The sequence below is a fragment of the Burkholderia sp. Bmkn7 genome (assembly GCF_041103175.1).
In the GTDB taxonomy this organism is placed as follows: Bacteria; Pseudomonadota; Gammaproteobacteria; order Burkholderiales; family Burkholderiaceae; genus Burkholderia; species Burkholderia cepacia.
Genome location: NZ_JBGCUH010000002.1, coordinates 2,678,646 through 2,705,545, shown reverse-complemented (window position 1 = coordinate 2,705,545; position 26,900 = coordinate 2,678,646). Strand labels below are relative to the sequence as shown.

At 61.7% G+C, this 26,900-nt stretch carries 33 protein-coding genes; 31 read left to right on the top strand and 2 right to left on the bottom strand.

From position 1 onward, the window contains the following. Positions 1-4 precede the first annotated feature (4 nt). The 7 genes from AB3K92_RS17990 to AB3K92_RS17960 all read left to right on the top strand — a co-directional run bounded on the left by AB3K92_RS17990 (position 5) and on the right by AB3K92_RS17960 (position 3,372). Positions 5-382: a hypothetical protein gene (locus AB3K92_RS17990; RefSeq protein ID WP_369465554.1), complete on the top strand. Its 378-nt coding sequence runs from the start codon at positions 5-7 to the stop codon at positions 380-382. Continuing rightward, positions 379-822, top strand: coding sequence for a nuclease domain-containing protein (locus AB3K92_RS17985; protein WP_134256713.1), 444 nt, complete (start codon positions 379-381; stop codon positions 820-822). Before AB3K92_RS17990 ends, AB3K92_RS17985 begins: the two co-directional genes overlap by 4 nt. A gap of 65 nt (positions 823-887) precedes the next feature. After that, positions 888-1,157 carry a hypothetical protein gene (locus AB3K92_RS17980; RefSeq protein ID WP_369465553.1) on the top strand — a complete coding sequence of 90 codons (270 nt, stop codon included), beginning with the start codon at positions 888-890 and terminating at the stop codon, positions 1,155-1,157. Further along, entirely contained in the window at positions 1,154-1,402 is a 249-nt protein-coding gene (locus tag AB3K92_RS17975; protein WP_369465552.1) for a phage portal protein, read from the top strand. Before AB3K92_RS17980 ends, AB3K92_RS17975 begins: the two co-directional genes overlap by 4 nt. Before the next feature lie 41 nt (positions 1,403-1,443). Continuing rightward, complete coding sequence (locus AB3K92_RS17970; RefSeq protein WP_334011847.1) at positions 1,444-2,034, top strand: DNA-binding protein; 591 nt, start codon at positions 1,444-1,446, stop codon at positions 2,032-2,034. A gap of 107 nt (positions 2,035-2,141) precedes the next feature. Continuing rightward, complete coding sequence (locus tag AB3K92_RS17965; RefSeq protein ID WP_369465551.1) at positions 2,142-2,597, top strand: hypothetical protein; 456 nt, start codon at positions 2,142-2,144, stop codon at positions 2,595-2,597. A gap of 283 nt (positions 2,598-2,880) precedes the next feature. Then, entirely contained in the window at positions 2,881-3,372 is a 492-nt protein-coding gene (locus AB3K92_RS17960) for a hypothetical protein (RefSeq protein ID WP_369465550.1), read from the top strand. Positions 3,373-3,407: 35 nt separating this feature from the next. Here AB3K92_RS17960 and AB3K92_RS17955 read toward each other — a convergent pair whose 3' ends face one another. Together AB3K92_RS17955 and AB3K92_RS17950 are read right to left on the bottom strand one after the other, a co-directional pair. Beyond that, positions 3,408-3,803 carry a helix-turn-helix domain-containing protein gene (locus tag AB3K92_RS17955; RefSeq protein WP_226286477.1) on the bottom strand — a complete coding sequence of 132 codons (396 nt, stop codon included), beginning with the start codon at positions 3,801-3,803 and terminating at the stop codon, positions 3,408-3,410. Continuing rightward, positions 3,800-4,057: a type II toxin-antitoxin system RelE/ParE family toxin gene (locus AB3K92_RS17950; protein ID WP_369465549.1), complete on the bottom strand. Its 258-nt coding sequence runs from the start codon at positions 4,055-4,057 to the stop codon at positions 3,800-3,802. The genes AB3K92_RS17955 and AB3K92_RS17950 overlap by 4 nt, the downstream gene beginning before the upstream one ends. 58 nt (positions 4,058-4,115) lie before the next feature. Here AB3K92_RS17950 and AB3K92_RS17945 point away from each other — a divergent pair, with 58 nt between their 5' ends. The 24 genes from AB3K92_RS17945 to AB3K92_RS17830 all read left to right on the top strand — a co-directional run bounded on the left by AB3K92_RS17945 (position 4,116) and on the right by AB3K92_RS17830 (position 26,874). After that, entirely contained in the window at positions 4,116-4,472 is a 357-nt protein-coding gene (locus AB3K92_RS17945; protein WP_369465548.1) for an HNH endonuclease, read from the top strand. Positions 4,473-4,616: 144 nt separating this feature from the next. Continuing rightward, positions 4,617-5,102: a phage terminase small subunit P27 family gene (locus tag AB3K92_RS17940; protein WP_059652952.1), complete on the top strand. Its 486-nt coding sequence runs from the start codon at positions 4,617-4,619 to the stop codon at positions 5,100-5,102. A gap of 9 nt (positions 5,103-5,111) precedes the next feature. After that, complete coding sequence (locus tag AB3K92_RS17935; RefSeq protein WP_334070309.1) at positions 5,112-6,824, top strand: terminase large subunit; 1,713 nt, start codon at positions 5,112-5,114, stop codon at positions 6,822-6,824. Further along, a complete protein-coding gene (locus AB3K92_RS17930) occupies positions 6,821-7,006 on the top strand; it encodes a hypothetical protein (RefSeq protein ID WP_014899207.1) in 186 nt (61 codons plus the stop codon). Before AB3K92_RS17935 ends, AB3K92_RS17930 begins: the two co-directional genes overlap by 4 nt. A gap of 4 nt (positions 7,007-7,010) precedes the next feature. Further along, complete coding sequence (locus AB3K92_RS17925; RefSeq protein WP_369465547.1) at positions 7,011-8,270, top strand: phage portal protein; 1,260 nt, start codon at positions 7,011-7,013, stop codon at positions 8,268-8,270. Further along, positions 8,267-9,235, top strand: a complete 969-nt coding sequence (locus AB3K92_RS17920; RefSeq protein WP_369465546.1) for a S49 family peptidase — start codon at positions 8,267-8,269, stop codon at positions 9,233-9,235. The genes AB3K92_RS17925 and AB3K92_RS17920 overlap by 4 nt, the downstream gene beginning before the upstream one ends. A 103-nt stretch (positions 9,236-9,338) precedes the next feature. Then, complete coding sequence (locus AB3K92_RS17915) at positions 9,339-10,646, top strand: phage major capsid protein (protein ID WP_369465545.1); 1,308 nt, start codon at positions 9,339-9,341, stop codon at positions 10,644-10,646. Between the two features lie 59 nt (positions 10,647-10,705). Next, the gene (locus AB3K92_RS17910) at positions 10,706-10,888 is read left to right on the top strand and encodes a hypothetical protein (RefSeq protein ID WP_226286483.1); all 183 of its coding nucleotides are present in this window, start codon (positions 10,706-10,708) and stop codon (positions 10,886-10,888) included. 6 nt (positions 10,889-10,894) lie between these two features. After that, positions 10,895-11,461, top strand: a complete 567-nt coding sequence (locus AB3K92_RS17905) for a hypothetical protein (RefSeq protein ID WP_369465544.1) — start codon at positions 10,895-10,897, stop codon at positions 11,459-11,461. Further along, positions 11,461-11,787, top strand: a complete 327-nt coding sequence (locus tag AB3K92_RS17900) for a phage head closure protein (RefSeq protein WP_081068744.1) — start codon at positions 11,461-11,463, stop codon at positions 11,785-11,787. Before AB3K92_RS17905 ends, AB3K92_RS17900 begins: the two co-directional genes overlap by 1 nt. Beyond that, positions 11,780-12,202: an HK97-gp10 family putative phage morphogenesis protein gene (locus AB3K92_RS17895; protein ID WP_134256723.1), complete on the top strand. Its 423-nt coding sequence runs from the start codon at positions 11,780-11,782 to the stop codon at positions 12,200-12,202. Before AB3K92_RS17900 ends, AB3K92_RS17895 begins: the two co-directional genes overlap by 8 nt. Then, positions 12,199-12,543, top strand: coding sequence for a hypothetical protein (locus AB3K92_RS17890; RefSeq protein ID WP_369465543.1), 345 nt, complete (start codon positions 12,199-12,201; stop codon positions 12,541-12,543). Before AB3K92_RS17895 ends, AB3K92_RS17890 begins: the two co-directional genes overlap by 4 nt. A 56-nt stretch (positions 12,544-12,599) precedes the next feature. Further along, complete coding sequence (locus tag AB3K92_RS17885; RefSeq protein WP_021162321.1) at positions 12,600-13,064, top strand: phage tail tube protein; 465 nt, start codon at positions 12,600-12,602, stop codon at positions 13,062-13,064. A 28-nt stretch (positions 13,065-13,092) separates the two neighbouring features. Continuing rightward, positions 13,093-13,560 (top strand): phage tail assembly chaperone, encoded by a 468-nt coding sequence (locus tag AB3K92_RS17880; RefSeq protein WP_369465542.1) that lies wholly within the window; start codon positions 13,093-13,095, stop codon positions 13,558-13,560. Next, complete coding sequence (locus AB3K92_RS17875) at positions 13,557-13,835, top strand: DUF4035 domain-containing protein (RefSeq protein ID WP_042976942.1); 279 nt, start codon at positions 13,557-13,559, stop codon at positions 13,833-13,835. Before AB3K92_RS17880 ends, AB3K92_RS17875 begins: the two co-directional genes overlap by 4 nt. Positions 13,836-13,848: 13 nt before the next feature. Continuing rightward, on the top strand, positions 13,849-17,985 hold the full coding sequence (locus AB3K92_RS17870; RefSeq protein WP_369465541.1) for a phage tail tape measure protein: 4,137 nt from the start codon (positions 13,849-13,851) through the stop codon (positions 17,983-17,985). Continuing rightward, positions 17,985-18,323, top strand: a complete 339-nt coding sequence (locus AB3K92_RS17865) for a phage tail protein (protein WP_369465540.1) — start codon at positions 17,985-17,987, stop codon at positions 18,321-18,323. Before AB3K92_RS17870 ends, AB3K92_RS17865 begins: the two co-directional genes overlap by 1 nt. An 8-nt stretch (positions 18,324-18,331) precedes the next feature. Next, on the top strand, positions 18,332-20,002 hold the full coding sequence (locus AB3K92_RS17860) for a tail fiber domain-containing protein (RefSeq protein WP_369465539.1): 1,671 nt from the start codon (positions 18,332-18,334) through the stop codon (positions 20,000-20,002). After that, the gene (locus AB3K92_RS17855; RefSeq protein ID WP_369465538.1) at positions 19,999-20,682 is read left to right on the top strand and encodes a phage minor tail protein L; all 684 of its coding nucleotides are present in this window, start codon (positions 19,999-20,001) and stop codon (positions 20,680-20,682) included. Before AB3K92_RS17860 ends, AB3K92_RS17855 begins: the two co-directional genes overlap by 4 nt. Before the next feature lie 49 nt (positions 20,683-20,731). Beyond that, positions 20,732-21,484: a C40 family peptidase gene (locus AB3K92_RS17850; protein ID WP_369465537.1), complete on the top strand. Its 753-nt coding sequence runs from the start codon at positions 20,732-20,734 to the stop codon at positions 21,482-21,484. Beyond that, positions 21,481-22,044: a tail assembly protein gene (locus tag AB3K92_RS17845; RefSeq protein ID WP_059677469.1), complete on the top strand. Its 564-nt coding sequence runs from the start codon at positions 21,481-21,483 to the stop codon at positions 22,042-22,044. The genes AB3K92_RS17850 and AB3K92_RS17845 overlap by 4 nt, the downstream gene beginning before the upstream one ends. Beyond that, positions 22,041-25,850, top strand: coding sequence for a phage tail protein (locus tag AB3K92_RS17840; RefSeq protein ID WP_369465536.1), 3,810 nt, complete (start codon positions 22,041-22,043; stop codon positions 25,848-25,850). Before AB3K92_RS17845 ends, AB3K92_RS17840 begins: the two co-directional genes overlap by 4 nt. Beyond that, complete coding sequence (locus tag AB3K92_RS17835; protein WP_226286494.1) at positions 25,850-26,158, top strand: hypothetical protein; 309 nt, start codon at positions 25,850-25,852, stop codon at positions 26,156-26,158. The genes AB3K92_RS17840 and AB3K92_RS17835 overlap by 1 nt, the downstream gene beginning before the upstream one ends. Next, positions 26,158-26,874 (top strand): hypothetical protein, encoded by a 717-nt coding sequence (locus AB3K92_RS17830; RefSeq protein ID WP_081712931.1) that lies wholly within the window; start codon positions 26,158-26,160, stop codon positions 26,872-26,874. The genes AB3K92_RS17835 and AB3K92_RS17830 overlap by 1 nt, the downstream gene beginning before the upstream one ends. Positions 26,875-26,900 lie beyond the last annotated feature (26 nt).

The following is a 26,900-nucleotide window of genomic DNA, read 5'->3' as shown; positions in this document are numbered from 1 at the left end:
GCCAATGCGAATCGACGCAGATGCAACGACCGTGGGAACGGCTCGCGTGCGAGATAGCTGGGCCGCCGGCCGTAGCTCTGCTGCGCGACAAATCGCCGAGCATACGGGCGTTCGGCCGCCGTCGGATTTCGACGACATCGCGAGCGGGTTTAATCCCGGCGCTCCGGTGCCACAGTCGATGCAGAAGCCGAAGCATCCGCCGAAATACCGCAACAGGAAATGCGAGCACGAAGGCAACGAAGGTCGCTTCTCGAAGCGTTCGCGGCAAATTCAAGAGCGAATCGCGGCACAGATCGAGAGGGAACAGCGACTGGCCGAATCGGCTGCGTGGGCCGGGAAGGCAATTCGCGCGATGGTGGACGCCGGGCGAGCAGCAGCATGAAGCGATCAGGATTCAAGCCGCGCACGAAACCGATGTCGCGAGGGTCATGGTCCCGGAAAAGCTCGCCGCTGCCGGAACAAGCGCCGCGAAAGGCCGCAATGAAGCGCCGAGCTCAGCGGGCGACGGTTGCCGAAGGCTCGAAGTATCTCGCAGCTTGCCGCGGCGAGCCCTGCTATCTGCGCGTGCCTGGTCTCTGTCGACTGAATCCGATGGACGACACGGTGGTGCCATGCCATTCGAACCAAGGGCGACACGGCAAGGCGGGTGGTCTGAAGGCAAAAAACGAATTCACGGTTCCCGGATGTGGCGCTTGTCACGCGTGGATCGACCAGAACCGCGTAGGGACGCCGAAGCAGATCAAGTTCGATGTGTGGGATCGGGCATATGAGGAATGGGCGCCGGTACGGGCCCGAAAGATGGGAGAGGCGAATTGCCAGTGAGATTGTGGGTTGAGATCCCGGACGGGGTGTATAGCGCGTCGAGAAAGCGCGGTGGCGGTGGAATCGTGTTCTACGAGCGCACGCGCGAGATCGATGCGACCGTGTTCCGCATCGCCCGTATCGCAACTGTCAAGCGGCAACTGATTACGGCCGTCGAAGTGGACGCGTTCATTCCCGAAATGCATCGGGTGCACATGCCGAAGTCCGATCCGCGGTGGGTTGAGCCGGGTGTGTTCCGGACGAAGGCGTACGTCTACCGCAACCAGAAATGCCGTGCGCTCGGCCAGTTCTTGGAGAGCGGTGCGCGCCAAGTTGATTTGAGGGAAGAGGTATGAGTGCAGCCGCGTGCATCTTATACAGCGACGTGCCTGAGAGGCTGCTCATCTCGGCGATCCGCCATTTCGATGGGGTGACCGGCGCAGACCTCATCGCATTCGACGAATGCCCGTTCTCAGGGGAGATCGACGAGACGGAGCACGGTACGCAGATCTCGTTTCCGTGGCCTCGCAATCGGACGATGCGCTACGCGATAGGTGATTGGCTCACACATCACGGCATCAGTTTCACGGTCGTCATGTAATGGCGGCACGCGATTACCAAACAGACTCAGGCGGCGGCACTATGAACGAGATTGAATTCAAGTCGGCATTCGACGCAGTGCGGTTCGCACTGGCATTTTCGACGCAACAATACGGCGAAACGATGATGGCGAAGCGCTTGCGCGGCGAGTCGTCCGGGACGGGGATGGGCCTGGTTGGCGTGGATGGTGCGGGCCAGGCTGGGCAGATTCGTGCCTTGGCTTGGGAGCTGCCTGAGCTGCACCTGTCAGTCATCGTCGCGCGGGCGGCCCCCCGCGATCTTCCTTGTTCGTGCGGCTCGCCCTGCTGTTCGGGACGGGTGCCAAATCTCGAATGGCAGGCCGCTATCGGATGGCTCACCGACGCGTCGAAGGCGTACTGCTCGGGTTTCAGTCACTACCGCGTACGACGGGCAATCATTGAAAACGTGTTCGGTGCGAAACGCAGTTTGACCGACGTTGCAGAGGATTGCGACGCTCACGTGAATACCGTCAGCAAGCAGAATGCATCAGTGCGCAGATGGCTCGAAGGGAGCGGCAAGACCGACGTAGTTGGCGTGATCGATGTCGCGTGGTCGGCCATCGAGCGGAAGTTATCAAATATTGGACTACTAAAAAATTGTGAGACTGCTTGACAATGTGTGTTTGACCCACAATAATCACATACATTCGATACACGTGATCATTGCGTCCAAGGCCCGCTCAGTTTTCGAGTGGGCTTTTCTACATGATGGATATCCAGATGGATCCTCATTTTTTTAGCCTTGAGACGCCCCGGGATCTTTACAACAAGGCGGTGCGAGAGCGAGAACGCATGCGTTCGGATCCGCATATCGACAACGTCTATAACTTTTTCGTCACGATCCGGCACCTGCCAGATTACGTAAAGCGGAATTCTAAGGTTGCACAGCACCTGATTAACTCGCTTGAATCGGGCGACGTGATCAAAGCGTGTCGAGATGTCGGCGACAAGGCAAAACATCTTGTCCTAACGGGCTCGCCACAAAAACCAAGAGACGACGCCCGGGCGAGAGTTAAGGGGTATACGTTCTTTAACGCACCTTTTGGTACGGTGCCATTCAACAGCATTCTGACGGTATGGGAGTTGCGAGTAGACGGCAAGGTTTTTGATGTATTTCGCCTAGCCGACGAAGCTTTGGAAATATGGGGGCGCTTCCTCGACGAAAACGGGTTGTGATCGTCGAGCCAGCCTGAGAGCAATCTCTTTGATAGTAGCGTAGCAGTGCAACGAGCCCGCAAGGTGAAATCCTCGCGGGCTTTTTCGTTTACGCGTCCGGAGTTGATATGGCTGTCTTGGTGTTTCGCCGTCGCCCGCGCTGGGTGCGTGCAGTTGTGGCGATCGTCGCATTCATGCGTTTGCATTGCGCTGATCGACGGGACGAGCGTCAGAGCTAAGCGGTGCTCACCGCCTACTACGACCCGAAGCAGTTCCGTCGGCGGCGCTGACAGAAGGGAATTCCATGAAACGATTTTATGTGCGTCTCGCCCGCTGGCTGGCGCGGCCTGCGTTCGACCTGCGCAGCGATGAACCTACGCCGCCGGCCCGAAACTACGAGGCTCTATCGGCTCGCATCGATACCGTGCAAGCATCGGTGGACGACAATTCGGCTGCAATCTGGGCCGAAACTAATGCGAGGCAGGCGGCCGATACGTCGCTGCATAACCTTTTCTCGCTGAAGATGGAAACGGCAGTCGACGGCAGGCGATACGCTTCCGGAATCGGTTGGCGAATCGGCTCCAATGGTTCGTTGGAGATCGACGAAGAGGATCAGGAGCCGACGGCTTTTGTGACAATTCCGCGCCTCGGCGAGTCGACAGAAGGCGGTCAAGTACGAATCTCGGTGAGAGTCGAGATCGACGGCCTGCTGTACGGTGCAGACAAGGTTCTCATAGGCAAGGTGTCGGTGCCGTATTCGCATCGCCTCCAATTGATCCCGATGCTAGTGGCTTAGTGAAAACGTTGAACAGCCGGGCACGTTGCATCGCGTCACGGCTTGCCGGACTGGCTCGGTGGCAATTCGATCAGGTCGTCGACAGGAACATCAAGCACGCTAGCTAGCTTGGACATCGCGTCAGTAGTGCCCATACGCTGACGGGTTTCTATCTGGCTGAGATAGGGCTTGCTAATTCCCGCCCTCGCTGCGAGAGCGTCTTGGGTCATGCGACGATGATTGCGCCAGGCGCGAACGGGATGATCTCCAGCCAGTTCGGCATCGAGCACGGCGGCCGGGATGCGGCGGCCGTCGTCGTTTGCCTTGGCGTGCTCGAACAGCGCTTCATCTTCGAGATCTTCGAGCAGGCCCTTCACGCGGTCCCACAGTTCGATGGGGACAACTGCAAAGGCCCGGTGGCCGTCCTGCTCGATAAATTGAACTTCGGTCATTTGTAGGCACCTCCACGGGGTTTGACGGCCAGCACAACGATCACAACGCGGCCATCTTCGATTTCGTACAACACACGCCAATCGCCAACTCGGAGCCGGTAGCCGGGTTGGCCTGCCAGCTTTTTCGCGTTCGGATTCGGTGCGTAGGGATCGGTAGCCAGTGCATCGATCTTTGCCCGAATCGTCGCCGAAATGTTGCGCGGCATTGCCTTGAGGGCTTGGGCGGCTTGTTTGGTGAATTCGATTGAGTGCATGAACGTATGTTAGCAAATTGCTAACGTGCGTGCAAATAAAGTTAGCTGGGGTTGGATCATGGCACGGCGCCCGATGAAGCCATGCAAACACAGGGGATGCGGTGCGCTCGTCGCGGACGGCAAGTCTCACTGCGATCAGCACGTGCATGAGGCGGTGAAATGGAAGTCTGACGCAGTGCGCGGCAATCGCCATGCGCGGGGATACGGAACAGCCTGGGACAAGATCAGGCAGCGCATCCTGCGTCGCGACATCGGCCTGTGTCAGCCCTGTCTGCAAACCGGGCGCGTGACGCCTGCGTCTGCTGTCGACCACGTTGTTCCAAAGGCGCGAGGCGGAACGGACCAGGACGTGAATTTGCAGGCGATCTGCAAAGGCTGTCACGCGGCGAAGACGGCGCGCGAGCGTCTGCGGTGACCCGCGCGGCTGGCTCGGGGCGGCGGTGCCCGGGTCGAGGCCCGTGGGGAGGGGGGGCAAAAAAGTCTGAGAGGCGTCGCCTTCGGGACCGCCCGCTTCGTCGAATTTTTACGCCCGCGAAATTAAAAATTCAGGAGTTGGCCAGTGGGAGGAATCGCGTCAGTGCCGGGGCGGGGCAGAAAACCCAAGCCGACCGCACGGAAAATCGCTGCGGGAAATCCCGGCAAACGTGCGCTGAATAAGGATGAGCCTGATTTCGGCTTGGTCACGAACATCGAGCCACCGGAGTGGATTGCCGGTGAGGCGCGTGACATGTGGGAGCGGGTTGTTCCGCTGCTTTGCGGGCAAAAAATCTTGCAAGTGACCGACCTGCACATTGTCGAAATCTTCTGTGCAGCCTACGGCAACTGGCGCACTGCTCAGGACGAGTTGACTCGCAACGGCCCTGTCGTCGACAGCTCGCAAGGCAGTCCGATGAAGAATCCGGCCGCGACCGTTGTGAAGGAGGCGGCGGCGCAAATGGCGAGCTTCGGCGCAATGCTGGGGCTCGACCCGGCGAGCAGGCAGCGCCTGGTCGGCGCGAAGCCGAAAACACCCGACAACCCTTTCGCGAAGCTGCTCGGCAAATGATTGGAAGACATGGCGACGAATTTCCCGCGCGTAGAGCAGGGGCTCAAGTTCGCGCGAGAGGTCGTTCGTGGCAAGCGCATCGCTTGCCGGTATGTGCAACTTGCTTGCAAGCGCCACCTTGACGACCTTGCGGCGAGCCGAAAGAGGGATTTCCGGTGGAAGTTCGATCCGGAAGCCGCTGAGCGAAAGCTCGCGCTCGTTGAACTGCTGCCGCACACGAAGGGCGAGTGGGCGTTCAAGGGGCAACTGGTAACGCTTGAGCCCTGGCAGAAGTTCGGCCTGATGGCGACCTTCGGATGGGTCAACAAGCGCACCGGCAAGCGCCGGTTTCGCGAGAGCTACTGGGAGGTGCCGAGAAAGAACGGCAAATCGGTGATCGCGGCCGGCGTCGGTATCGGGATGTTCGTGCTCGATGACGAGTTTGGCGCGGAGGTTTATTCGGGCGCGACGTCGGAAAAGCAGGCGTGGGAAGTTTTTCGTCCAGCTCAGTTGATGGTCAAGCGCTCGCCGATGCTGGTCGATTCGGCTGGAATCGAGGTCAACGCCTCGAACATGAACAAGCCGGCCGACGGGAGTCGATTCGAGCCGATCATCGGCAACCCCGGCGATGGCGCTTCGCCTTCGTGCGCAATCGTGGACGAGTATCACGAGCACGATAGCGCCGCACTGTACGAAACGATGCTGACCGGTATGGGCGCGCGTCGTCAGCCGCTCATGTTCATCATCACGACGGCAGGCGCGAACATCGAAGGTCCGTGTTTCGACAAGCGCCGGCAGGTGATCGAAATGCTCGAGGGGACGGTTCCCGACGACGAGCTTTTCGGCTGGATCTGGACGATCGACGAAGGGGATGATTGGACTGATCCGCATGTGCTGGCGAAGGCCAATCCGAATATCGGAATCTCGGTCTATCAGGAGTATCTGGAGAGCCAGCAGCAGCGCGCGATCAAGTCGGCACGCTTCACAAACACGTTCAAGACGAAGCACTTGAACGTGTGGACCTCGGCCAAAGCAGGCTATTTCAACCTCGAAGACTGGAAGGCATGCGAGGACCGCTCGCTGACGCTTGAACAGTTCGAGGGGCAAGACAGCGTGCTCGCGCTCGATATGGCGCGCAAGCTCGACTTGAACAGCATGGCTCGCCTTTTTTGGCGCGACATCGACGGGAGACGGCATTACTTCTGCGTTGCGCCGAGATTCTGGGTTCCCGAAGACACGGTGCGCAATAGCGAGAACCGCCGTATGGCGGAGCGGTATCAGGCGTGGGTCAATCAGGGCTTTCTGCTTGAAACGGATGGCGCGGAGATTGACTATCGCGACATTCTCGAAGAGGCAAAGGATGCGAACCGAATATGCCCGGTGCAATGCACGCCACTGGACCCGCACGGTGCGACGAACCTCTCGCATCAGCTCGAAGACGAAGGGCTGACGCCAGTCACGATCGTTCAAAACTACACGAACATGTCGGACCCGATGAAGGAGCTCGAGGCGGCGATTACGTCGGGCCGGTTTCATCACGACGGCAACCCGATCATGACCTGGTGCGTTAGCAACGTGATCGGCAAGAATCTGCCGGGAAATGATGACGTGGTACGCCCGATCAAGCAGGGCAACGACAACAAAATCGACGGCGCGGTGGCGCTGATCATGGCGATAGGTCGAGCCATGCTGGCCGATCGAGTCAATTCTGAGTCGATCTACGATCAAGGAGTGGGTGTTTGAAATCAATTGCTATTGCGGCCTGGGTGGCCGGCCTGCTCGGTTTTGCGCTGCTGGTCACGGGGGTAGTGCTGATCAGCCTGCCGATCGGCCTGATTGTTGCGGGTGTCCTGCTTCTGTTGTGGGCGCTCTTGGCGGATATGGCCGCGGCTCGTGCGCAGCGAGTCGGGCAGCCGAAGGAGTAGCCCGATGTTCTTCAGTAGGCAATTGTTGTCCAATTCCAGTCAAACCCAAACGGGTTCTGGCGGTTGGTTGTCGGCGCTGTTGGGAAGCGCGCGATCGGAAGCAGGTCAGGTCGTTACGCCCGCGAGCGCGCTCTCGCTGACGGTCCTGCAAAACTGCGTCACGCTGCTGTCGGAGAGCATCGCTCAACTGCCGATCGAGCTGTATGAGCGCGCTGGCGACGACAGGAAGCCGGCGACTGACCATCCGCTGTATTCGATCCTGAAATACCAGCCGAATCCGTGGCAGACGCCGTTTGAGTATCAAGAGCAGTCGCAGGTTGCTGTCGGCCTTCGCGGCAACAGCTACAGCTTCATCGATCGCGATCAGGACGGCGTGATTCTCGGGCTGTATCCGCTGGATAACGAGGCAGTGACGGTGATGAAGGGTTCTGACCTCATGCCGGTCTATCGGGTCTACGGGGCCGAACCGATGCCGCAACGGTTGGTGCATCACGTTCGCTGGATGTCGATCAATGGCTATACCGGGCTTTCGCCGGTCATGCTTCACGCGAACGCAATCGGGCATGCGCAGGCGATCCAGCAGTACGCCGGGAAGTCATTCATGAATGGCACGGCCCTGTCGGGCGTGATCGAGCGGCCGAAGGATGCTCCGGCGCTGAAGGATCAGGCGAGCGTCGATCGAATCACGGACGGTTGGAATGCGAAATTCGGTGGGTCGGGTAACGCGAAGAAGGTCGCGTTGTTGCAGGAGGGTATGACGTTCAGGCCGTTGTCGATGACGAATGTCGACGCAGCGCTGATTGATGCGCTTCGTCTTTCCTCGCTCGACATCGCGCGAATCTACAAGATCCCGGCTCACATGGTGAACGAGCTGGAGCGGGCGACGTTCAGCAATATCGAGCATCAGTCGCTCCAGTTCGTCATCTACACGCTGTTGCCGTGGGTCAAGCGGCACGAGCAGGCGAAGACGCGCGATCTGCTGCTGCCGTCCGAACGGAAGCAGTATTTCATCGAATACAACCTTTCGGGGCTGCTGCGAGGCGATCAGTCGTCGCGCTACGCCGCTTATGCGGTCGGGCGCCAGTGGGGCTGGCTTTCGATCAACGATATTCGCCGGCTCGAAAACATGCCGCCGGTCAAGGGCGGCGACGTCTACCTGAGTCCGATGAACATGGTTGACGCGTCAAAGCCGCAGCAAGTAGCTGCCGGGAAGAACGAGCCGACGAAAGTCCAAATCGGCGAAATTGAGAGGATCCTATCTTGAAACCGCACCTCAGACTTGCAAGTCTGATTTTCGACCAGCCGCAGCTCGTCACGGACCCGATGATGTCGCTCGCGGTTCAGTGGGCGAACCAGGCGCTGAACCTCAACATCGTCAACCTGACCGTGAACGGCGTACAGCCGAAGATCATGGAGGACGACGAGTTCGACAGTGGTGCACAGATGGCTGCGGCGTCGGAACGTCGCCGTGTCCTGGTGGCCGATACCGGTATGGACATCATTCCGGTGTCGGGAATCCTGGTGTCCCGCTCGGCGCACATGAATGCATGCGAGCCGATGACCAGCTACGAGGGTTTGCGTACTGCCGTGAATCAGGCGGCTGCGGATCCGGCAGTCGAACATATTGTCCTCGACGTCGACAGCAACGGCGGCAGTGCAACCGGTGCGTTCGAGCTGGCGGACGATATTCGCGCCGCATCGTTGGTCAAGCCGATCACTGCGATCGTCAATTTCTCGGCATTTTCGGGGGGCTACTTGATCGCTGCGGCGGCGTCGAACGTAATCGTCAGCCGCACGTCAGGCGTTGGCTCGATCGGGGTGATCGCGAATCACCTGGACGTGTCGAAGCGCGACGAACAGCAGGGCGTGAAGGTGACGTCGGTATTCGCCGGCAATCACAAGAATGACCTCACGCCGCATGAACCGTTGAGCGACCAGTCGATGCAGTTTCTCAAAGACATGGTGCAAAACAGCTACAAGCAGTTTGTCGACGCGATCGCTAACTTCCGTGGCTTGAGCACGCAAGCGGTGAAGGACACGCAGGCGGGCATCTTCTTCGGGCAGCAAGGCGTCGACGCCGGGCTTGCGGACAGCATCGAGACGCCGCAGGCAGCGATCAACCGGATTGCTGCCGAAGTGCGCGCATCGCGAGCCGAGCGTCAGAGCGGGAGCGCTCGACGCAGCGTGTCGGCACGTGCTGCGGCAATGAACATGCAATCCATGATTTAACCAGTCGCAAAAAAACGAATTCCCACGATCAACATCAGAGCACGTTCGCGTCTCAGTTGAGCACTGCCACCTCCGGGTGGCTTTTTTTTTAGGAGAAGGGTAAGTGAACATCAATGAACTCCGCCGCGAACGCGCTGCCATCAACCAGCGCGTTCAGGCGCTGGCCCAGATCGAGTTGGGCGGTACCGCGTTGTCGGGCGAACAGCAAGCCGAGTTTGACCAGCTCAGCTCGAAATTCAACGATCTGACCGCGCAAATCGAGCGTGCGGAAGCCGCGGAGCGTATGGCTGCCGCCGCCGCAGTGCCGGTCGATCCGGCGCCGGCTGCGGTTACTGCGCCGGCTGCGGCGTCCGTGCCCGCACAGCCGAAGGTTCCGGAAGTGAAGGGCGCGAAGATGGCGCGTATGGTTCGCGCACTCGCGGCAGCGCGTGGTGACACGCAGCTCGCGTCGAAGATCGCGATCGAGCGGGGTTTCGGCGAAGACGTTGCTATGTCGCTCAATACGCTTTCGTCGAGCGCGGGCGGTGTTCTGGTGCCCGAGAACCTGTCGAGCGAGGTCATCGAGCTGCTGCGTCCGAAGTCCGTTGTTCGCAAGCTCGGCGCTCGTACGCTGCCGCTGTCGAACGGAAACATCACCATCCCGCGCCTGAAGGGCGGTGCCATCGTCGGTTACATCGGCGCAGACACCGATATTCCGACGACGCAACAACAGTTCGATGACCTGAAGCTCACGGCGAAGAAGATGGCCGCCCTGGTGCCGATCGCGAACGACCTCATCAAGTATTCCGGCGTGAATCCGAACGTCGATCAGATTGTGGTCGGCGATCTGACAGCCGCGATCGGTGCACGCGAAGACAAGGCGTTCATTCGCGACGATGGCACGGCGAACACCCCGAAGGGCCTGCGCTTCTGGGCGATTCTCGGCAACGTCATCTCCGCGAGCGATGGCTCGACGCTGCAGAAGATCGAAACGGATCTCGGCAAGGCCATTCTCGCGCTCGAAAACGCCGACGCGAATCTGACGCAGCCCGGCTGGATCATGGCCCCGCGTACGTTTCGCTTCCTCGAAGGTCTGCGCGACGGGAACGGCAACAAGGTCTATCCGGAACTCGCAAACGGCATGCTCAAGGGCTATCCGGTCGGCAAGACGACGCAGGTGCCGATCAATCTCGGTGACGCCGGCAAGGAGTCGGAAATCTACTTCACCGACTTCGGCGATGTGTTCATCGGCGAGGAAGAAACGCTCGAAATCGACTACAGCAAGGAGGCGACCTACAAGGACGCCGACGGCAACATGATCAGCGCATTCCAGCGAGATCAGACGCTGATTCGTGTGATCGCGAAGAACGACTTCGGTCCGCGTCACGTCGAGTCGATTTCGGTGCTGGTCGGCGTGACCTGGGGCGCGTAAGCGAACTCGTAACCGTGCGGCTCGATCCGTCGTGATCGGGCCGCCGTTCGGAGAAAAACATGAAGGTAGTCAAGTTCAAGCGGCATTACGCGCAATACACGCCTGGCGATATCGCGGGTTTCGAGGACGCGCACGCAGACCGGCTCGTCGACGCGGAAATCGCGGAGGCATCTGTGTCGGAGCCGAAGGAGGCGAAAGCCTCGCAGAAGGTCGACACGGGTAAGCCCGCGGCAAAGGGGTAATGCCAGATGGCCGCTGTTCTCATCGAATACCTGGACGACGCGGAGCCGCTTACCTTCGAGGATGTTGCAATTCAATGTCGAATCGATAGCGACGAAGAACGGGAGTTCATAGAGCACACGGTGATTCCCGGCGCGCGTCAGGCGGCCGAGCGCAAGTCTGGGGCCGCGATCCGAAAGGCGCGCTATTTCGAGCGGCTGGCGGGCTTCCCGAGGGGGGGCTTCCCGTTGTCGATCGGGCAAGTTCTGAGCGTCGACAGCATCGAGATTCGCGATGTAACAGGCGCTGCCTCGACACTCGACCCGAAAGGGTATGAGCTCGTCCAACTGGGGCGAGAAGCGTTGTGCGCGGTTCTTGGCTCCGCTGACTGGCCGCACGCTCGAGCAGTGACGATCACGTATCAGGCTGGCGTCGACATCGACAAGCATCCGTCGGTACGGTCGTGGATGTTGCTTGCGGCTGCATGGGCCTACGACCATCGCGAACTTTTCTCGGAGGGGCAAGGAGTCGCGCAGATGCCGGAAGGTTATTCGGACCTCCTGCTCGATTCGATCACCGTTCCGCCGAGGTTCTGATGAAGGCCGGAAAACTGAAAGAGCGAATCGTCATCGAGCGGCCCAGCGGGGAAGAAAACGAGAACGGCGAACCGCTGCCGGGGGCGTGGGTGGTGCATGCGCGGCCGTGGGCTGACGTGTTGTTCGTGAACGGAAAGGAGCACGTTGTCTCCGGAGCGATTCGCGGCGCCACTGTCGCCAGCATGCGCATTCGCTATCGGGCAGGGATCGATGAGCAGATGCGAGTGCGTTACGACGGTAGGCTGTACGACATCACGGCGGTGCTGCCCGCTCGGACGCGTGGGTATCTCGACCTGTCGGTAAAGGTGGGAGAGAAGTATGTCTAGTGTCCAGATTCTTGGGCTGGCGGATCTGCAGGCCGATTTCGCCAAGCTCGCGAAGGCACAGTCGACGAAGGCACTTCGACGCGCGACGTTGGTGGGCGCCAAGGTGATCCGAGACGAAGCTCGTGCGCGAGCGCCGAAGAAGACCGGGAAGCTAAAGCGGAACATTGTTTCGGCATCGCTGCGACAGAAGGAATCGCCTGGTGTGGCGACTGCGGGCGTTCGGGTTCGATCGAAGGGCAAGGAAGATTCGCCGACCAACGCGTTTTACTGGCGATTCGTCGAACTTGGCACGCAGAACATGAAGGCCGATCCATTCATGCGTCCGGCCTTCGACGCAGCGATTGCGCAGGCCGAGGGCGCGATTCGAACCGAGATCGCACGTGCGATTGATACGGTGATCGGAGGTGGATTATGAGCGCGCTGATCATTCGCGACGCGATCGGGGTTGTGGGTGCCGCGAAGGGCTATGTCACGGTAGCCGGGTCGAAGGCGCAATCGCCGTACTACGTCGTGTCGCGCGTCAGTGGCGGGCGCGATATGGCACTTGGCGGAGCGACCGGCGGCAAGTCGGGCATGTATCAGATCGACGTGTACGCGAGCACCTATACGGAGGCCGATGTGATCGCCGATCAGGTGATCGACAGGGCGTCGTCGAGCGGGAAGTTCGCGGTTGGTGGCATCAGTGAGTTGCCCGACGACTTTTCGAGCGATACCGGAGATTTCCGGGTGAGCCTTGAATTATCCGTGCAGTTCTGATCGATTCAATTTCTGTTTGGCCCGCGAGTGCGGGCTTTTTTCATTTTGAGGGGCTTATGGCCGAGAAGAGCAAGCGCATCAAGGCGCAAGGTACGAAGGTCGAGATCTCGAAAACGTCGTCGGCGAACCTCGACGACGACAAGCTCGTTTTCGTCGATCTCAACACGACGAGCAAGACGATCAACTGGCAAGGCGGGCAGTCGTCGGAGATCGACGCGACGACGCTCGCCAGCGATGAAAAGGAATCCGAGCTCGGCTTGCCGGACCCGGGCGAGTTTTCGGTGGATGGCAACTATTCGTCGGACGATGCGGGCCAGCTGATTCTTCGCGGCGCGCGCGGCACGGGCGACAAGTATGTGTTCCGTGTGACGTTCCGCGACAAGTCGCAATTCCTGTTTGTCGGCATGGTGCGCCAGTACACCTGGTCGGCTGGCGTCGACGGCATTGTGACGTCGACCTACAGCGTCCGTGTCAGCGGCTCGCCGAAGGAAGTGCCGCCGCCGGCCGCACCGGCGGGTTAAGCGATCTGAAAAACGTGAGAAAAGAGTGATGACGAAAACTCCGACGGTCGCCGGCGCGCTGCGTGCCGCGATTCTCAATCCGCTGGCCGGCTGGCGCCACGAGATGCTCCCGATGCCGGAATGGGGCGACGTCACGGTCGCCGTTCGCGAGCCATTGCTCGAGGACCGAGTGTTCTGGCTCGAACCGCTGCGCCTCGCTGCCGGCGTCGAGCCGGGCGACGACGAGGCGGCTGCCCGCGCGAAGTATGCGCGCGTCAGTGCGGGCGAACACAAGCTGGCTTCGGCGCGTCTGTTTGTTCGTGTCCTGTACGTGGAGTCGTCGGCCGGCTGGCGCCGCGAATTCGAGGACGCGGACGCGCAGGAGGTCGCTTCTGCATTCGGAGCCGCGCACGAACGCATCGTGAACGCCGCGCTCGAGCTCGGCAACATGAAAGCCGACGCGGAGGACGATGCAAAAAAAGCCTCCGCCGAAACCCCGATCTCCGACTTGAACTGACGCTGGCGCTCCGGCTCGGCAGGACGCTTGCCGAGCTGCGCGCGGACATGTCGACCGCAGAGTTCGCCTTGTGGCAGGCGTTCGATGCCGAGTCGCCGATCGCCGATGATCGTTACGACCTTCATGCCGCGATGGTCGCGTCGGCGGTGTTTCAGGCGCAGGGTGCGAAGGTGAAGGTGGCCGACATGATGCCGAACTGGTCGGGCGAATCGCCCGAGGTTCAGGAGGTCGCCGACGATCCTTTCTTCGCAGGCCTAATGAGGTTGGTAAAGTAGGCAGATAAGAAATATGGGAACGAGTCTCCGCGAGCTGATCGTCAGCGTTACCGCGAATACGACCCAGTACGATCGACGCATGCAGCAGCTTGGGTCGACGGCCAGCGGCTATTTCAATGCGGTTCGGGATGGGGGCCGGGCCGCAGATGCGGCGTTCGCGTCGAACGCATCGAGCGTGCAGGTGACGGTGCGCGCGATCGAGGCCGCGCGCGGATCGCTCACGGCATATGCTCAGGCTGCGGCCGCGGCGTTCGGCGTGCACCAGCTGGTCGAGTATGCCGACGAGTGGACGAACCTGAGCAACCGACTCAAGATCGTCACGCGGGATCAGATCGATTTCGCGGTCGCGCAAAGCGATGTGCTTCGCATCGCGCAGGCAACGCGGCAACCGCTCGACGCGACGGCCGAGCTGTATCAGCGGATCGCGAACAACACGTCGCACCTCGGCCTGTCGATTAAACAGGTCGGCCCGCTGGTCGAAACGATCAGTAAGGCGGTTGCGCTCTCGGGTGTGTCCGCCGATACGGCGCGGCTCGGTATCGTGCAGCTGGGTCAGGCGTTCGCGTCCGGCCAGCTGCGCGGGCAGGATCTGAAGAGCGTGCTGGAGGAACTGCCGGGCGTTGCTGACGCGATCGCCCGTGGCATGGGTAAGGGCACGTCCGAGCTGAAGTCGCTGGCCGAGGACGGCAAGCTGACCGTCGAGAACCTGATCGACGCGCTGAAGAACGCCGGGTCGAGCACGGACGCACTGTTCGGCAAGGTGGACATGACCGTCGGCCAGGCGATGACGCGCCTGCAAACGGAAATCGTTGCGTACGTCGGGCACGCGAACGAGGCGACCGGTGCGAGCGCGAAGCTGGCGCAGAGCGTGATCTACGTTGCCGACCACCTCGACGAGATCGTCACGATCAGCGCGTCGCTCGCGGCCGGCCGGCTTGGGGTCTATTTCGCGCAGACCACAGTGGCCGTCAGCAAGTCGGCCATCGCGTGGAACGCCGAGCGGCAGGCGCTAATCGCGAAGGCGCAGGCGGAAAACGCGGCTGCGCTGGTCACGATCGCGAAGGCGCAGAGCGACCGCGATGCGGCGGCGGCGAAGCTGCAGAACGCGCAGGCGGCAGAAGTCGCCGCGGCGGCCGAGCTGGCCGGCATGCGCGCAATGCGCGAAAGCCTGGCGATGCAGTCGGCGTTGACGGCCGGTTCGATCCAGTACACGCACGCGAAGCTCGCCGAGGCGCGTGCGATCGAGGCGAGCGCTGTGGCGCAGGTCGCGACCGCGCGGTCGAATCTGGCGAACAGCCAGGAGATCGGCACGCGGATCGCCGGCACGCCGTACGCGGCGGTGATCGCGCGCGAGACGGCGGCGGCGCAGGGCGAGCTGGAGCGGGCCGAGGCATCCCTCGCGCTGGCACAGCAGCGCCGTGTGGCGCTGGAGGCTGCGGCGGCCAAGGGTACGGTCGACCAGACACGATACGCGGCGGCGCTGGCCGAAACCGAGAAGGGGCTCGCGGTCGCCGAACGCGAGGTCGCGGCGGCGACCATTGCCCGCGAGCGGGCCGAGCGCGGGGCGACGGCCGCGACTGCGGGTCTGGCCGCCGCGACCGAGCGCGCGGCGGTGGCGCAGACTGCTGCCGCGCGGGCCGGCTCGTTGATGCGCACGGTAGGTTCCGGATTGCTGTCGGTGATGGGTGGCTTGCCCGGCATCATCGCGACGGTTGGCACGGTGGCGCTCGGCGCCGCGGTGAACTGGCTGGTATTCCGCGATCACGCGAGCAGCGCGACGTCGAGCCTGCTCGACATGCAGGCGCCGCTCGACCAGATCATCGAGAAGTATCGGCAGTTGTCGCCGTTGCTGCAGGAGGTCGAGCGCAATCGGGCGAAGCAGGCACAGACCGCGGCGCGCAGCGATGTGGCGGACGCATACGCGGGCCTTGCAGCGCGCGCATCGCAGAGCGTCATCGTGCCGGGCATTGGCGATAGCGCGCCGATCATCACGGACGAGAATCAGGTTGCGCTCGATCGGTTCATCGAAGGGCTGAACCGGATCAAGACCGAAAACCTCGGCGTCGACGAGAAGTCGCGCGAGCTTGCGTCGCTGGTCGGTGTTTTTATCGATGCGACGAAGGGCGGTGACGAGCTTCGCTCCGAGCTGGTGCAGGCCGCGTCGGCGATCGATACGGCCGGCGCTGCGGCCGACAAGGGCACGCGCACGCTCGCCGCAATGGATGCTGCCGCGCGCGGTGCGGCCGATGGCATTCGACTGCTTACGGAAGAAAACAATTTCTTCGCGGGCGGCATGGCGGCCGAGGCCTGGAACAAATACGTCGAAAAGCTGAAAGAGGCCTCCGACGTTATCGGCATGACCGCGCAGCAACGCGCCGAATACGAAGCAAAAACGAAGGGCGCGAACACGGCGGAGGCGCGGCAGGCGGGCTTGATCGCTGGGCGCGCGGACGCGTTCAAAGCGCTTGAAAAGGCGATTCAGGACAAGGATTCGAAGGCCGAGGCCGGTGCTCGCCGGAATATCGACAATCTGACGCGCGAACTTGCGCTGATGAATCAGCAGATGGAGGTTGCCCGCGTCCTCGGGGACTATCAGGCCGCCATCTCCAGCAAGCATTTCGAGAAGTTCGGCATCGTCGAGGGTACGCCGGACACAGTTGCACGAGAGGTCGCTGGCAACGTTGCTCGAGCCCGCGCAAAGGTGCTTGGTCAGAAAGCCTATGACGACACGGTAACGGAAAGCGCCGAACAGGCATCTCGGATTTCCGTCAACGCTCCAGGTCTGGCACACAAGAGTCGGTCAGGAGCATCGCGCGCCGAGCCGGAAAGCCAGCGCATGCTCGACAACATCGCGCAACGCATTGCACAGCTGCGCGTCGAGGCGGTCGCAACCGACAAGCTCACGCAGTCGGAGAAGGATCGGATCGGGTTCGACCAGAAGCTGACCGATCTGGCCGCGAAACGCACGAAGCTGACCGACGGCGACAGGAGCTTGATTCGTGATCAGGCTGCAATTCGCGCGGCATACGACCGCGCGGTGCAGCTGGAGAAGGAGGTGCGCTATCACGAAGCGATCAACAAGCTGAAGGAGCGCAGCGCGCAAATCGACGCGGAGCTGGCCGACTACGCGTCGGAGCGTCAACGCGAGGTCGAGCGGGAGCTCGCAGCGATGCCTATGGGCGACAACGCGCGCGAGCTGAACCAGGCGACGAGCCGCGTCGGCGATGAATTCCGGCGCCGGCGCGACGATTTCACGAAGGGCGCTCGGAAGGACGGCACGCTCGGGTCGCCGGAGTATCTGGCCGAGATTGATCGGATTAACCGGGCCGAAGCCGAACAGGTCGAGCGCGAACGTGGGTATGTCGAGCAGCGGCTCGCGGTGCAGCGCGACTGGCGCGTCGGTGCAAGCCGCGCCGTGGCGCTGTATCAGGAATCGGCGGAAAACGCGGCAGGGCGCGCGGAGGAAGCGTTTACGAGTTCGTTCCGCAGCATGGAGGACGCGCTCACCTCGTTCGTGTCGACCGGTAAGTTGGATTTCCGCGGCCTGGTCAACAGCATGATCGAGGACCTGGCGCGCTTCGCCGCGCGCGCTGCGATGGCGCCGGTGTTCGGCACGCTCGGCTCGGCGCTTGGTCTCGGCGCGGCAGGCGCGGGTGGCTTCAGTGCGTCGTCGTTGCTCGGCGGTGTGGCGGGCGGCATGTCCGACGTGTTCGAAGCGGGCGGCGGCAACGCGTACGGTTTCCACCTGGCTACCGGCGGGCGGGTCACTGGCCCGGGCACGTCGACGAGCGACAGCATTCCGGCGTGGCTCTCCAACGAGGAATTCGTGGTGAAGGCTGCGGCGGTGCGCAAACCCGGCGTGCTTCGGCTGCTGGAGGCGATCAACAGCGGACAGGATCTCGGTTTCGCGAAGTTTGCGAATGGCGGACTGGTCGGCGGCGGACCGGCCGGCGGGGGCGGCCTCGGCTCGCAGGGCGGAGGGATCGAGCTGAATATCCCAGTGACGATCGAGGGTGGCACGGGCAATGCGGCGCAGACGATGGCGAGCGCCGAGTTCGTGAAGAAGCTCACGCAGATGGTGCAGGGGCTGATCGCGGTCGAAAGTCGTCAGGGTGGCGCGCTCTGGAAACTGAAAAATGGGATGGGGTGATGACCGACACGTTTAACTGGTCGCCGACGGTTGAGGGTTTCGGCGGCGATACAACGCTGCGCGTGCGAAAGGCCAGTTTTGGCGATGGGTATACGCAGCGCGCGGCCGATGGCCTCAACAACCGCGTGCCGTCGTACAGCCTTCGATTCGTGGGGAAGGCCGAGAAGATCTCGGCAATCCTAGCGTTCCTCGATGCGCATGCCGGTGTGGTGTCGTTTTTCTGGACACCGCCGCTTCGGTCGCAGGCGCGGTTCGTGTGTGAGAAGTACACCGAGCCGGTGAGAAGCGGGCGCGTGTACACGATCACAGCGCAGTTTGAGCAGACGTTTGCACCGTAGGACATGACATGGCAGAACTTCAAAAGGCAAACCTGGGTGCGCCGCCTGGTGGTGATGGCGGCGATACCCAACGTGTCGCGAACACTAAATTCAACACGAACGTTGACATCCTGAGAACTCAGGTGGCGCTGGCGTCAGCGGGAGCCAGCATTACGGTGCCGCGCACGCTGACGGTTGACGAGCATGTCGGTCGTCGTGTTGGAATCAACCTAGCGAACGCAGGAACGATCAAAGTGCCGTCGGCGAAGAAGTGCGCTGCTGACCAGGTGATTTTCCTGCGCAACTTCGGAACCACCGTGGTGACGCTCGCGGTCGAGGACGGATCGGGCGACTACATCGGACTTGACCGACTTCAGCCATTCGAAACCGTCTTGATGGACACGAACGGCTCCACCGGCTGGTGGGTTTTGTATCGCGGGAGGGCGAGTTCGGGAAATGAGTCGGTCGTGGGTAATCTTGCGGTTGGCGGGACGATATCGGCCGCAGGGGGAATTGCAGGAAACGTCGCGGCGAGCGGGAAGGTGGGGGGCTTCAACGGAGCGAATATTCTCCTGAATGGCTCAGGGGAGTTGGGGAATATCGGCTGGGCGTCGAGCGGCTTGGGTGTGGTTCAAGAGGGCTACGCAGAGGGATCATTTTTTTCAAATCTTGCGCCAATCACGTCGGGAAACTATGTATTGGATTACGCCGATTTGATTCCGTGCGCCCCTCGATTGGCGTTAAATCTCTCTGCTGAGCTTAATGCGCAGGGCATGACCCAGGGCCAAGCGCGGATCAAGATTGAGGCGCTGGATGCATCGAAGTCGATGTTGTCGGAATTAGGATCGGTTGCGGTAGCGGCAGGTACGGGCGGATGGCAATACCGTAGCGTAACAGTTATAACTCCGGAAAATACCGCGTATATCCGCGTCTGCAGGATTGCAGACTTCGCCCCCCGTGCGCCTGCTTACGGTTGCAGCATTCGGAGGATCAAGGTTGAAAACGGATATGCACCATCGCTGTACTCTCAGGAGGCGAGCATTGCGTATCTGGGTGGCGCACCTGCATATGCGGGACGTCCAACCTTTGCTGGAAGGGTTCCTTGGGATTCCGGAAACCTCGCGAATCCGATGGATCTCGACGGAGTCCAGACCGTTACCGGCCTGAAGAGCTTCACGCAGCGTATCGTCGTCACGAAAGATCCCGTGAATGGTGCATATGCGAATGCTCCCGTCTGCGTAGTGGCGCCGACTGGTATGGCGTCGGTTTCCCTAGCGAGCAAGAACGGAGCGTCCGTGGTGCAGTTGCGTTGCACTTCCGACACTAGCACGCTTGAGGTGGTCAACGGATCCTCCGGTGCATACCAGCCGATCACCTGTTATTCGGTGACGCAAACCTCGGATGCGCGCCTGAAATCGGACGTTCAGACGATTACCGGCGCGCTGGAAAAGCTGCGCAAGCTTCGGGGCGTCTATTACGTGATGAATGAGGTTCGCGGCGTCGGCGTCATTGCCCAGGAGGTAGGCGAGGTCTTTCCGGAGGTAGTGGAGGAACTCGGGGTATCTGCCGAGGATGGCACGCCATATCTGGGGGTCAACTACGCGAACATGGTTGGGCCTCTCCTGCAAGGAATGCTTGAGATCGATGAAGCATTGCAGGAGGCGATGAAGCGTATCACGGCGTTGGAGCCGGAAAAATGAGCATCACTGCCGATATTCAGCAGCTGGAGCCGGGGCATCGCATCGAGCTGTTAGAAGTCGACTGCGCGGAAATTGGCGGAGACGCGCTGCTCTTTCACGGACACCTGCAGTCGACGTCGATCGTGTGGCAGGGTCGGGAATATAAGCCCTGGCCGATCCAGGCGGCTGGCTTCGAGCGGACATCGGACGCTCGGCAGCCGGCGCCGACACTGACGGTAGGCGACATCAATGGCACGATCACCGCACTGTGCGTCGCGCTCGGTGATCTTGTCGGCGCGAAGGTGTTCCGCCGACGCACGCTGGCGAAGTACCTCGACGCGGTGAATTTTGCCGACGGCAACCCGACTGCGGACCCGAATGAGCAATGGCCGGTCGAGCAGTGGCGTATCGAGCAGAAAAGCGACGAGCAACCGGGCGTGCAGGTCGAGTTCACGTTGTCGTCGCCGCTCGACTTCGGCGGGCATCAGGTGCCGGCGCGCCAGATTGTTGGCACGTGCCAGTGGCGCTATCGCGGTCCCGAATGTGGATATGTCGGCATGGTGTACTTCGACAAGTACGACAAGCCGGTGAGCGATCCAGCGCTCGATCGCTGTAGCCAGAAAGTTAGCGGATGCGAATGCCGGTACGGCGTGAACAACCCGCTGCCGTACGGCGGCTTCTTGTGCGACACCCTCGCCTAGACCGTCGATCAACCTCTCTTCTCGGACCCGCCACCCGGCGGGTTTTTTTATGGACGAACGAATCAAGCAGGCGATCGCAGAACACGCACTCGCCGAGTACCCGCGCGAGTGCTGCGGGCTCGTCGTCGGCACGGCGGCCGGCAACGTGTACGTGCCCGGCCGCAACATCGCGACGGGGCCCACTGAGCAATTCGGGCTCGCGGCCGAGGATTACGCGGATGCGGAGGACATGGGCGAAATCCTCGCGTTCGTGCACTCACATCCGAACGGACGGGCACAGCCGAGCATGGCGGACCGCACAGTATGCGAGCGTTCCGGCATCCCGCTGTGGGTGATCGTCTCGCTCGGCGTGCAGGCCGACGGCACGATCGGTGTCGACGACTGGTGCGAGTTCGGCCCGAGCGGATACGTTGCGCCGCTCTATGGCAGGGAGTTCCTGCACGGCGTGCTGGACTGCTATTCGCTGGTGCGCGATTGGTACCTCGCCGAGCGTGGCGTCGTACTGCCGGATTTCGAGCGTGAAGATGGCTGGTGGGACGACGGCCGGTCCAATCTGTATATCGCGCACTACCAGGATGCCGGCTTTCTCGACGTCGGGATCGACGTACAGCTCGAGCCGGGTGACGTGTTGCTGATGCAGATCCGAAGCAAGAACGGCGTGCCGAATCACGCGGGCGTGTATCTCGGCGACGGCATGTTCGGGCATCACGTGCACGGGCGACTGTCGTGCCGCGCGGTGTGGGGCTCGATGTGGCGCGACAGCTGCACGACGGTGTTGAGGCACATTGGGGGCGCGAAGTGATGGAAAAGCTGCGCGAGGTGAGGCTTTACGGGATCGCGGGCGCGCGATTTGGCCGGGTGCATCGCCTGGCCGTCTCGTCGACCGCGGAGGCCGTGCGCGCGCTTTCGGTGCTGATCCCGGGTTTCCAGAAGTTCCTGCTCGACGCGCGCGACAACGGGTTGACGTTTGCGGTGTTCAATGGCCGCCGAAACCTGAGCGAAGGCGATCTGGGTGCGCCGGTTGGCGGCGAAGCGATCCGGATTGCGCCGGTGATCATCGGCAGCAAGAGCGGTGGTCTGTTCCAGACGATTCTCGGTGCGGCGCTGGCCGTGGCTGGTTTCGTGTTCAGTCAGCCGACGCTGATCGGCCTGGGCGTGTCGATGGCACTCGGCGGCATCACGCAGATGCTGAGTCCGCAACAGGCTGGGCTCGCTGGCGTCGCGGACAACGGCACGTCGTACTACTTCAACGGACCGGTGAATGGCGCTGCTGAAGGCGAGCCGGTGTCGCTCGTATACGGAGAGATGGTCGTCGGATCGAAGGTGGCCAGTTCGGGCATCTACACAGAGGATCAGGTGTGAAAAAGATCTACGCGGAATCGGGGTTGAAGCGAATCAACGGTGCGAAAGGCGGCGGCGGTGGTGGGAGTGGCGGCGGCGAATCGCCGGACAATCTGCACTCGATCGCACGCGCGAAGGTGCTGGACATCATTTCCGAAGGCCCGATCGTCGGTCTGGTGAGGGGCATGCAGTCGGTGTTCCTTGACGGCACGCCGATCCAGAATTCCGACGGGTCGGTCAACTTCCAGAATTACAGCGTCGACGTTCGCACGGGCACGCTCGACCAGGAATTCATGCCGGGCTTTCCGGCGGTCGAGCGCGAATCGGCCGTAGCCGTGCCGCTGACTTCCGATGCACCGTGGGTGCGCCAGTTGCAAAATACGCAGCTGTCGGCAGTCCGTGTTCGCTTCGGCGTGCCGGCGCTCCAAAAGAGCGATCCGGCGACCGGCGTGTTCGGCTATCGCGTGGAATATGCGATCGATCTGTCGGTCGACGGAGGCTCGTACGCACAGGTGCTGTCGTCGGCATTCGATGGCAAAACGACGTCGCTTTACGAGCGCTCGCACCGGATCGAGTTGCCGCGTGCGACAACCGGCTGGTTGGTCCGCGTGCGCCGCATCACGCCGAACGCACACAGTTCGCTGATCGCGGACACGGTGAATATCGAAGCGATCACTGAGGTGATCGACCGCAAGCTGCGGTATCCGATGACGGCGCTCGTTGGCATGACGTTCGACGCGCGGTCGTTCTCACAGGTGCCAGTGCGGTCGTACCACATTCGCGGCCTGATCGTTCGGGTGCCGTCGAACTACGATCCCGAGACGCGAGCGTACTCGGGGGCATGGGACGGGACGTTCAAGCCGGCGTGGACGAACAACCCGGCGTGGATTTTCTACGACCTGCTGCTGAACGATCGCTACGGGTTTGGCAAGACGGTCGACGCGTCGATGATCGATAAGTGGGGGCTGTACGAGATCGCGCGCTATTGCGACGTCATGGTGTCGGATGGGCGGGGCGGAGTCGAGCCGCGCTTCACGTGCAATTGCGTGATCCAGTCGGCGGCCGACGCGTACAAGGTTCTGCAGGATATCGCCAGCGTGTTCCGTGGCATTTCGTACTGGGGGCCGGGCGCGGTGGTCGCGGCTGCGGACATGCCGTCCGATCCGGTCTACGTGTACACCGCGGCGAACGTGATCGACGGTGCGTTCCGGTACGTGGGTAGCGAGCGCAAGACGCGATACACGGTCGCGCTTGTGAGCTACAACGATCCGTCGAACCAGTACAAACAGGCGGTCGAGTACGTGCCGGACGACGACGGCATCGCGCGGTACGGCGTTATCAAGACGCAGGTAACGGCGTTCGGTTGCACGTCACAGGCGCAAGCGCATCGGCTCGGTAGGTGGCTTCTCCTGACGTCGCGCTACGAGTCGGGCACGGTGTCGTTCAAGGTCGGGATGGATGGCGTGCTGGTCGGCCCGGGGCAGGTGATCGCGATCGCCGATCCGCGAAAGGCAGGCCGACGCATCGGCGGGCGCATTCGAGCGGCGGCCGGCAACGTCGTCACGCTCGACAAGGCGCCTACCGTGGCGCCAGGCGATCGCTTCACGGCGATTCTGCCGTCAGGTGTCGCGCAGTACCGTGCCGTGAAGTCCGTCAACGGCGACGTGCTCACGCTGGCCGATCGCTTCGACGCGGATCCCGTGCCCGGTGCGGTGTGGATGCTGGAAAACGCGGAGGTCGCGGCGCAGCTCTATCGGATCGTGAGCGTTCAGGAAGGCGACGACGACGGACGCATCGAGTACACGATCACGGCGACGATGCACGAGCCGGGGAAGTACGCGGCAATCGACGACGGCGCACAGATTCAGCAGAGGCCGGTGACGGTCGTGCCGCCGTCTGTGCAGGCGCCGCCGGCCAACGTTCGGATTACCACGTATTCGGCGGTCGACCAGGGCATTTCGAAAACGACGATGGTCATCGCGTGGGATGCCGCGAATAACGCTGTGACATACCTGCCGGAGTGGCGGAAGGATAACGGCGAGTGGGTGAGCGTGCCGCATACGGGCGGGCTGCAAGTCGAGGTGCCCGGGATTTATCAGGGGCGGTACGTTGCGCGCGTGCGTGCGCAAAACGTGATGAACGTCACGTCGCTGCCGGCCACCAGTGTGGAAACGCAACTGAAGGGAAAAACGAGCCTTCCGCCGGCGGTCGTGTCGCTCAAAGCGGCGGGCGTGGTATACGGCATCAACCTCGACTGGGCGTTTCCCGGCGATGGTACTGCCGGCGACACGCAACGCACGGAACTCTGGTACAGCCGCACGCCGAACCGTGCCGATGCGATCAAGCTGTCGGATTACGCGTTCCCGCAAGCGTCGACGTCCATGCAGGGGCTCGCGGTCGGCCAGGTGTTCTATTTCTGGGCGCGGCTCGTCGACACGACTGGGAATATCGGCCCGTGGTTTCCGGCGAATGGTCCCGGGGTTCAGGGTCAGCCGTCGACGAACCAAAGCGAGTACGAGAAATATTTTGCTGGCCAGATCTCGCACTCGGCACTCGGCGAGGATCTGAAAAAGCCGATCGACGCGATTCCCGGGATTCAGCAGGGCGTTACGGATAACGCAGCAGCGATCGCGAAGGAGGTGAAGGATCGCACTGATGCGATCACGAAAGAGGCGAAGGATCGAGCCGACGCGGTGGCCGAAGAAGCGCGCCAGCGTGGTGCGGCTGTGGCGTCCGAGCAGCAGGCGCGGCAGTCGGCCGATAGTTCGCTCGGGCAGCGGATCGATACCGTGACGGCGAGCGTCGGAGACGCGGCGGCCGCAGTGAAGCGAGAGGAAGCTGCGCGTATCGATGCAGACGGTGCTCTTGGCAAGCGCGTCGACACAGTCGTCGTGAAGGTTGGCGAAGCAACGACGTCGATTCAATCGGAAGTACAAGCGCGTCAGGATGGCGACGGCGCGCTCGGGAAGCGAATCGACGCTGTAAGTGTCGCTGTTGGGGAGAACAAGGCGGACATCATCACCGAGCAGCAGGTTCGACAAAAGGCGGACTCCGCACTGGCCAGCCGTATTGACTCCGTGTCGGCACAGATCAATGTTCCGATGGCAGGTGACAGCGGCCAGGCGGCCGGATCGACGCAGGTAATGGCCGGCGTCTATTCGGAGCAATCGGCGCGTGCCGAGGCCGATATGGCGTTGGGCCAACGGCTCGACACTGTTTCCGCGCAGATGCAGGTAGGGCAGGCGTCGTTGCGTGCGGACATTCGTACGGAGTCGAAAGCGCGTGTGGATGCGATCAGCGCGCAGGCCGAGCAGATCACGACGATACGCGCGCAGGCCAACGAGAATGCCGCGGCAGTCCAGACGGTCGCGCAGTCGTACGCGGATCTGAATGGACGCGTTTCGGCGTCGTACCAGATCAAGACGCAGATCACGTCGGACGGTCGCACATACATCGCCGGTATCGGGATCGGCATCAACAACGACAGCGGCGTTGTCGAGTCACAGGTGTTGGTGTCGGCGCAGCGCTTCGCGGTCGTCGACCCGAACAACGGCGGTTCGTCGATCGTGCCGTTCGTGGTGCAGGGCGGGCAGGTGTTCTTGCGTCAGGCGCTCATCGGTGCCGGCTGGATCACGAACGCGATGATCGGCAGCTATATCCAGTCCGACAACTATGTTGCGGGAAAGCAGGGCTGGCGGCTCGATAAGAGCGGCTGGTTCGAGATCAACGCGTCCAACGGCAGCGGAAATCGACTGGTCCTCGACGGTAGCAGCGTGCGTGTTTATGACGGCAACGGCGTACTGCGCGTGCGCATGGGGATGTGGTGATGACGGCAGGGCTTCAGATTTTCGATGGCGCCGGTCGGCCGATTCTGGATGCGCACTCGCGCGCGGGGCGGGTTGTGGGGATCGTGCACACGGGCGGCAATGACGGGGGCGTTGCGGCCGATATGTCCGGCGGGGAACCGTTTTGGGCATTTATGCCTGATCAGATTTTTTACCGCGTGTCTGGCGCGGAGCCGTCCCCAGTTTTGTCTATCGACAGGTCGGGCGTGACCTGGCGCTATAGCGGTAATGCCAGTGGATCGAACGCGTACGTGAAGGTTCCGGGTTGGATTGTCTTTGGAGTGTATTGATGCCGGCGGGATTTCAAGCATTTACTGATACTGGCGTGTATCAGATAGACGGATCAACGCCGAACTATCAAATGGTGCGGGCGATGTCGGCGAATTCGGCGAACGGGGTGCTGCACCTGGCGCTAAACGATGCCGGTAAGCCGTTCTACACAACGTTGCCGAATGTGTCGTTCTCGTTCAACTCGACTGCTGGACCTATGTATGGCGTGTATGCGGCCGATGGCGTCGGGGTCACAGTATGGCGTACAGACCGAAGCGGCAACGCCTACACGCTGACGTTTATCACCGAGCGGCCATGCACTGTCTTCTTTTTTCTGTTTGATCGTGTGCCGCCGGCAGCCGGAAATTTTGGTCTGCAGGTATTCAACGAGAGGGGTGACCTGATCGCAGATTCGTCCAGGCCATTTCTGCGCGTGCTCGATGTGATTTACAACGAGTATCTGCCGGGAACAGGGTGGGACACACTTGGAGCGCCGGGTGCGCCTTGGGATTCGCGGGCATACGGCGTGCCCGTCATCGTGTCCGGAATTTACCCGGTTCGTCAGGCTTGGAGCTACGACCCTGCCGGCGTCGAACTAAGTTCGATTCGAGTGAGCGGAAATACGGTGTCGTGGGGCACAACAATGTATGGAGGTGGACGAAAGCCGAACTGGTCAGGATTTCGAGAGCAATGGCATTCGCGCTTCATGGTGCTGGATGCAACGGGGATTGTCTGATCGGCCGCCAAACTTTGGCGGCCTTT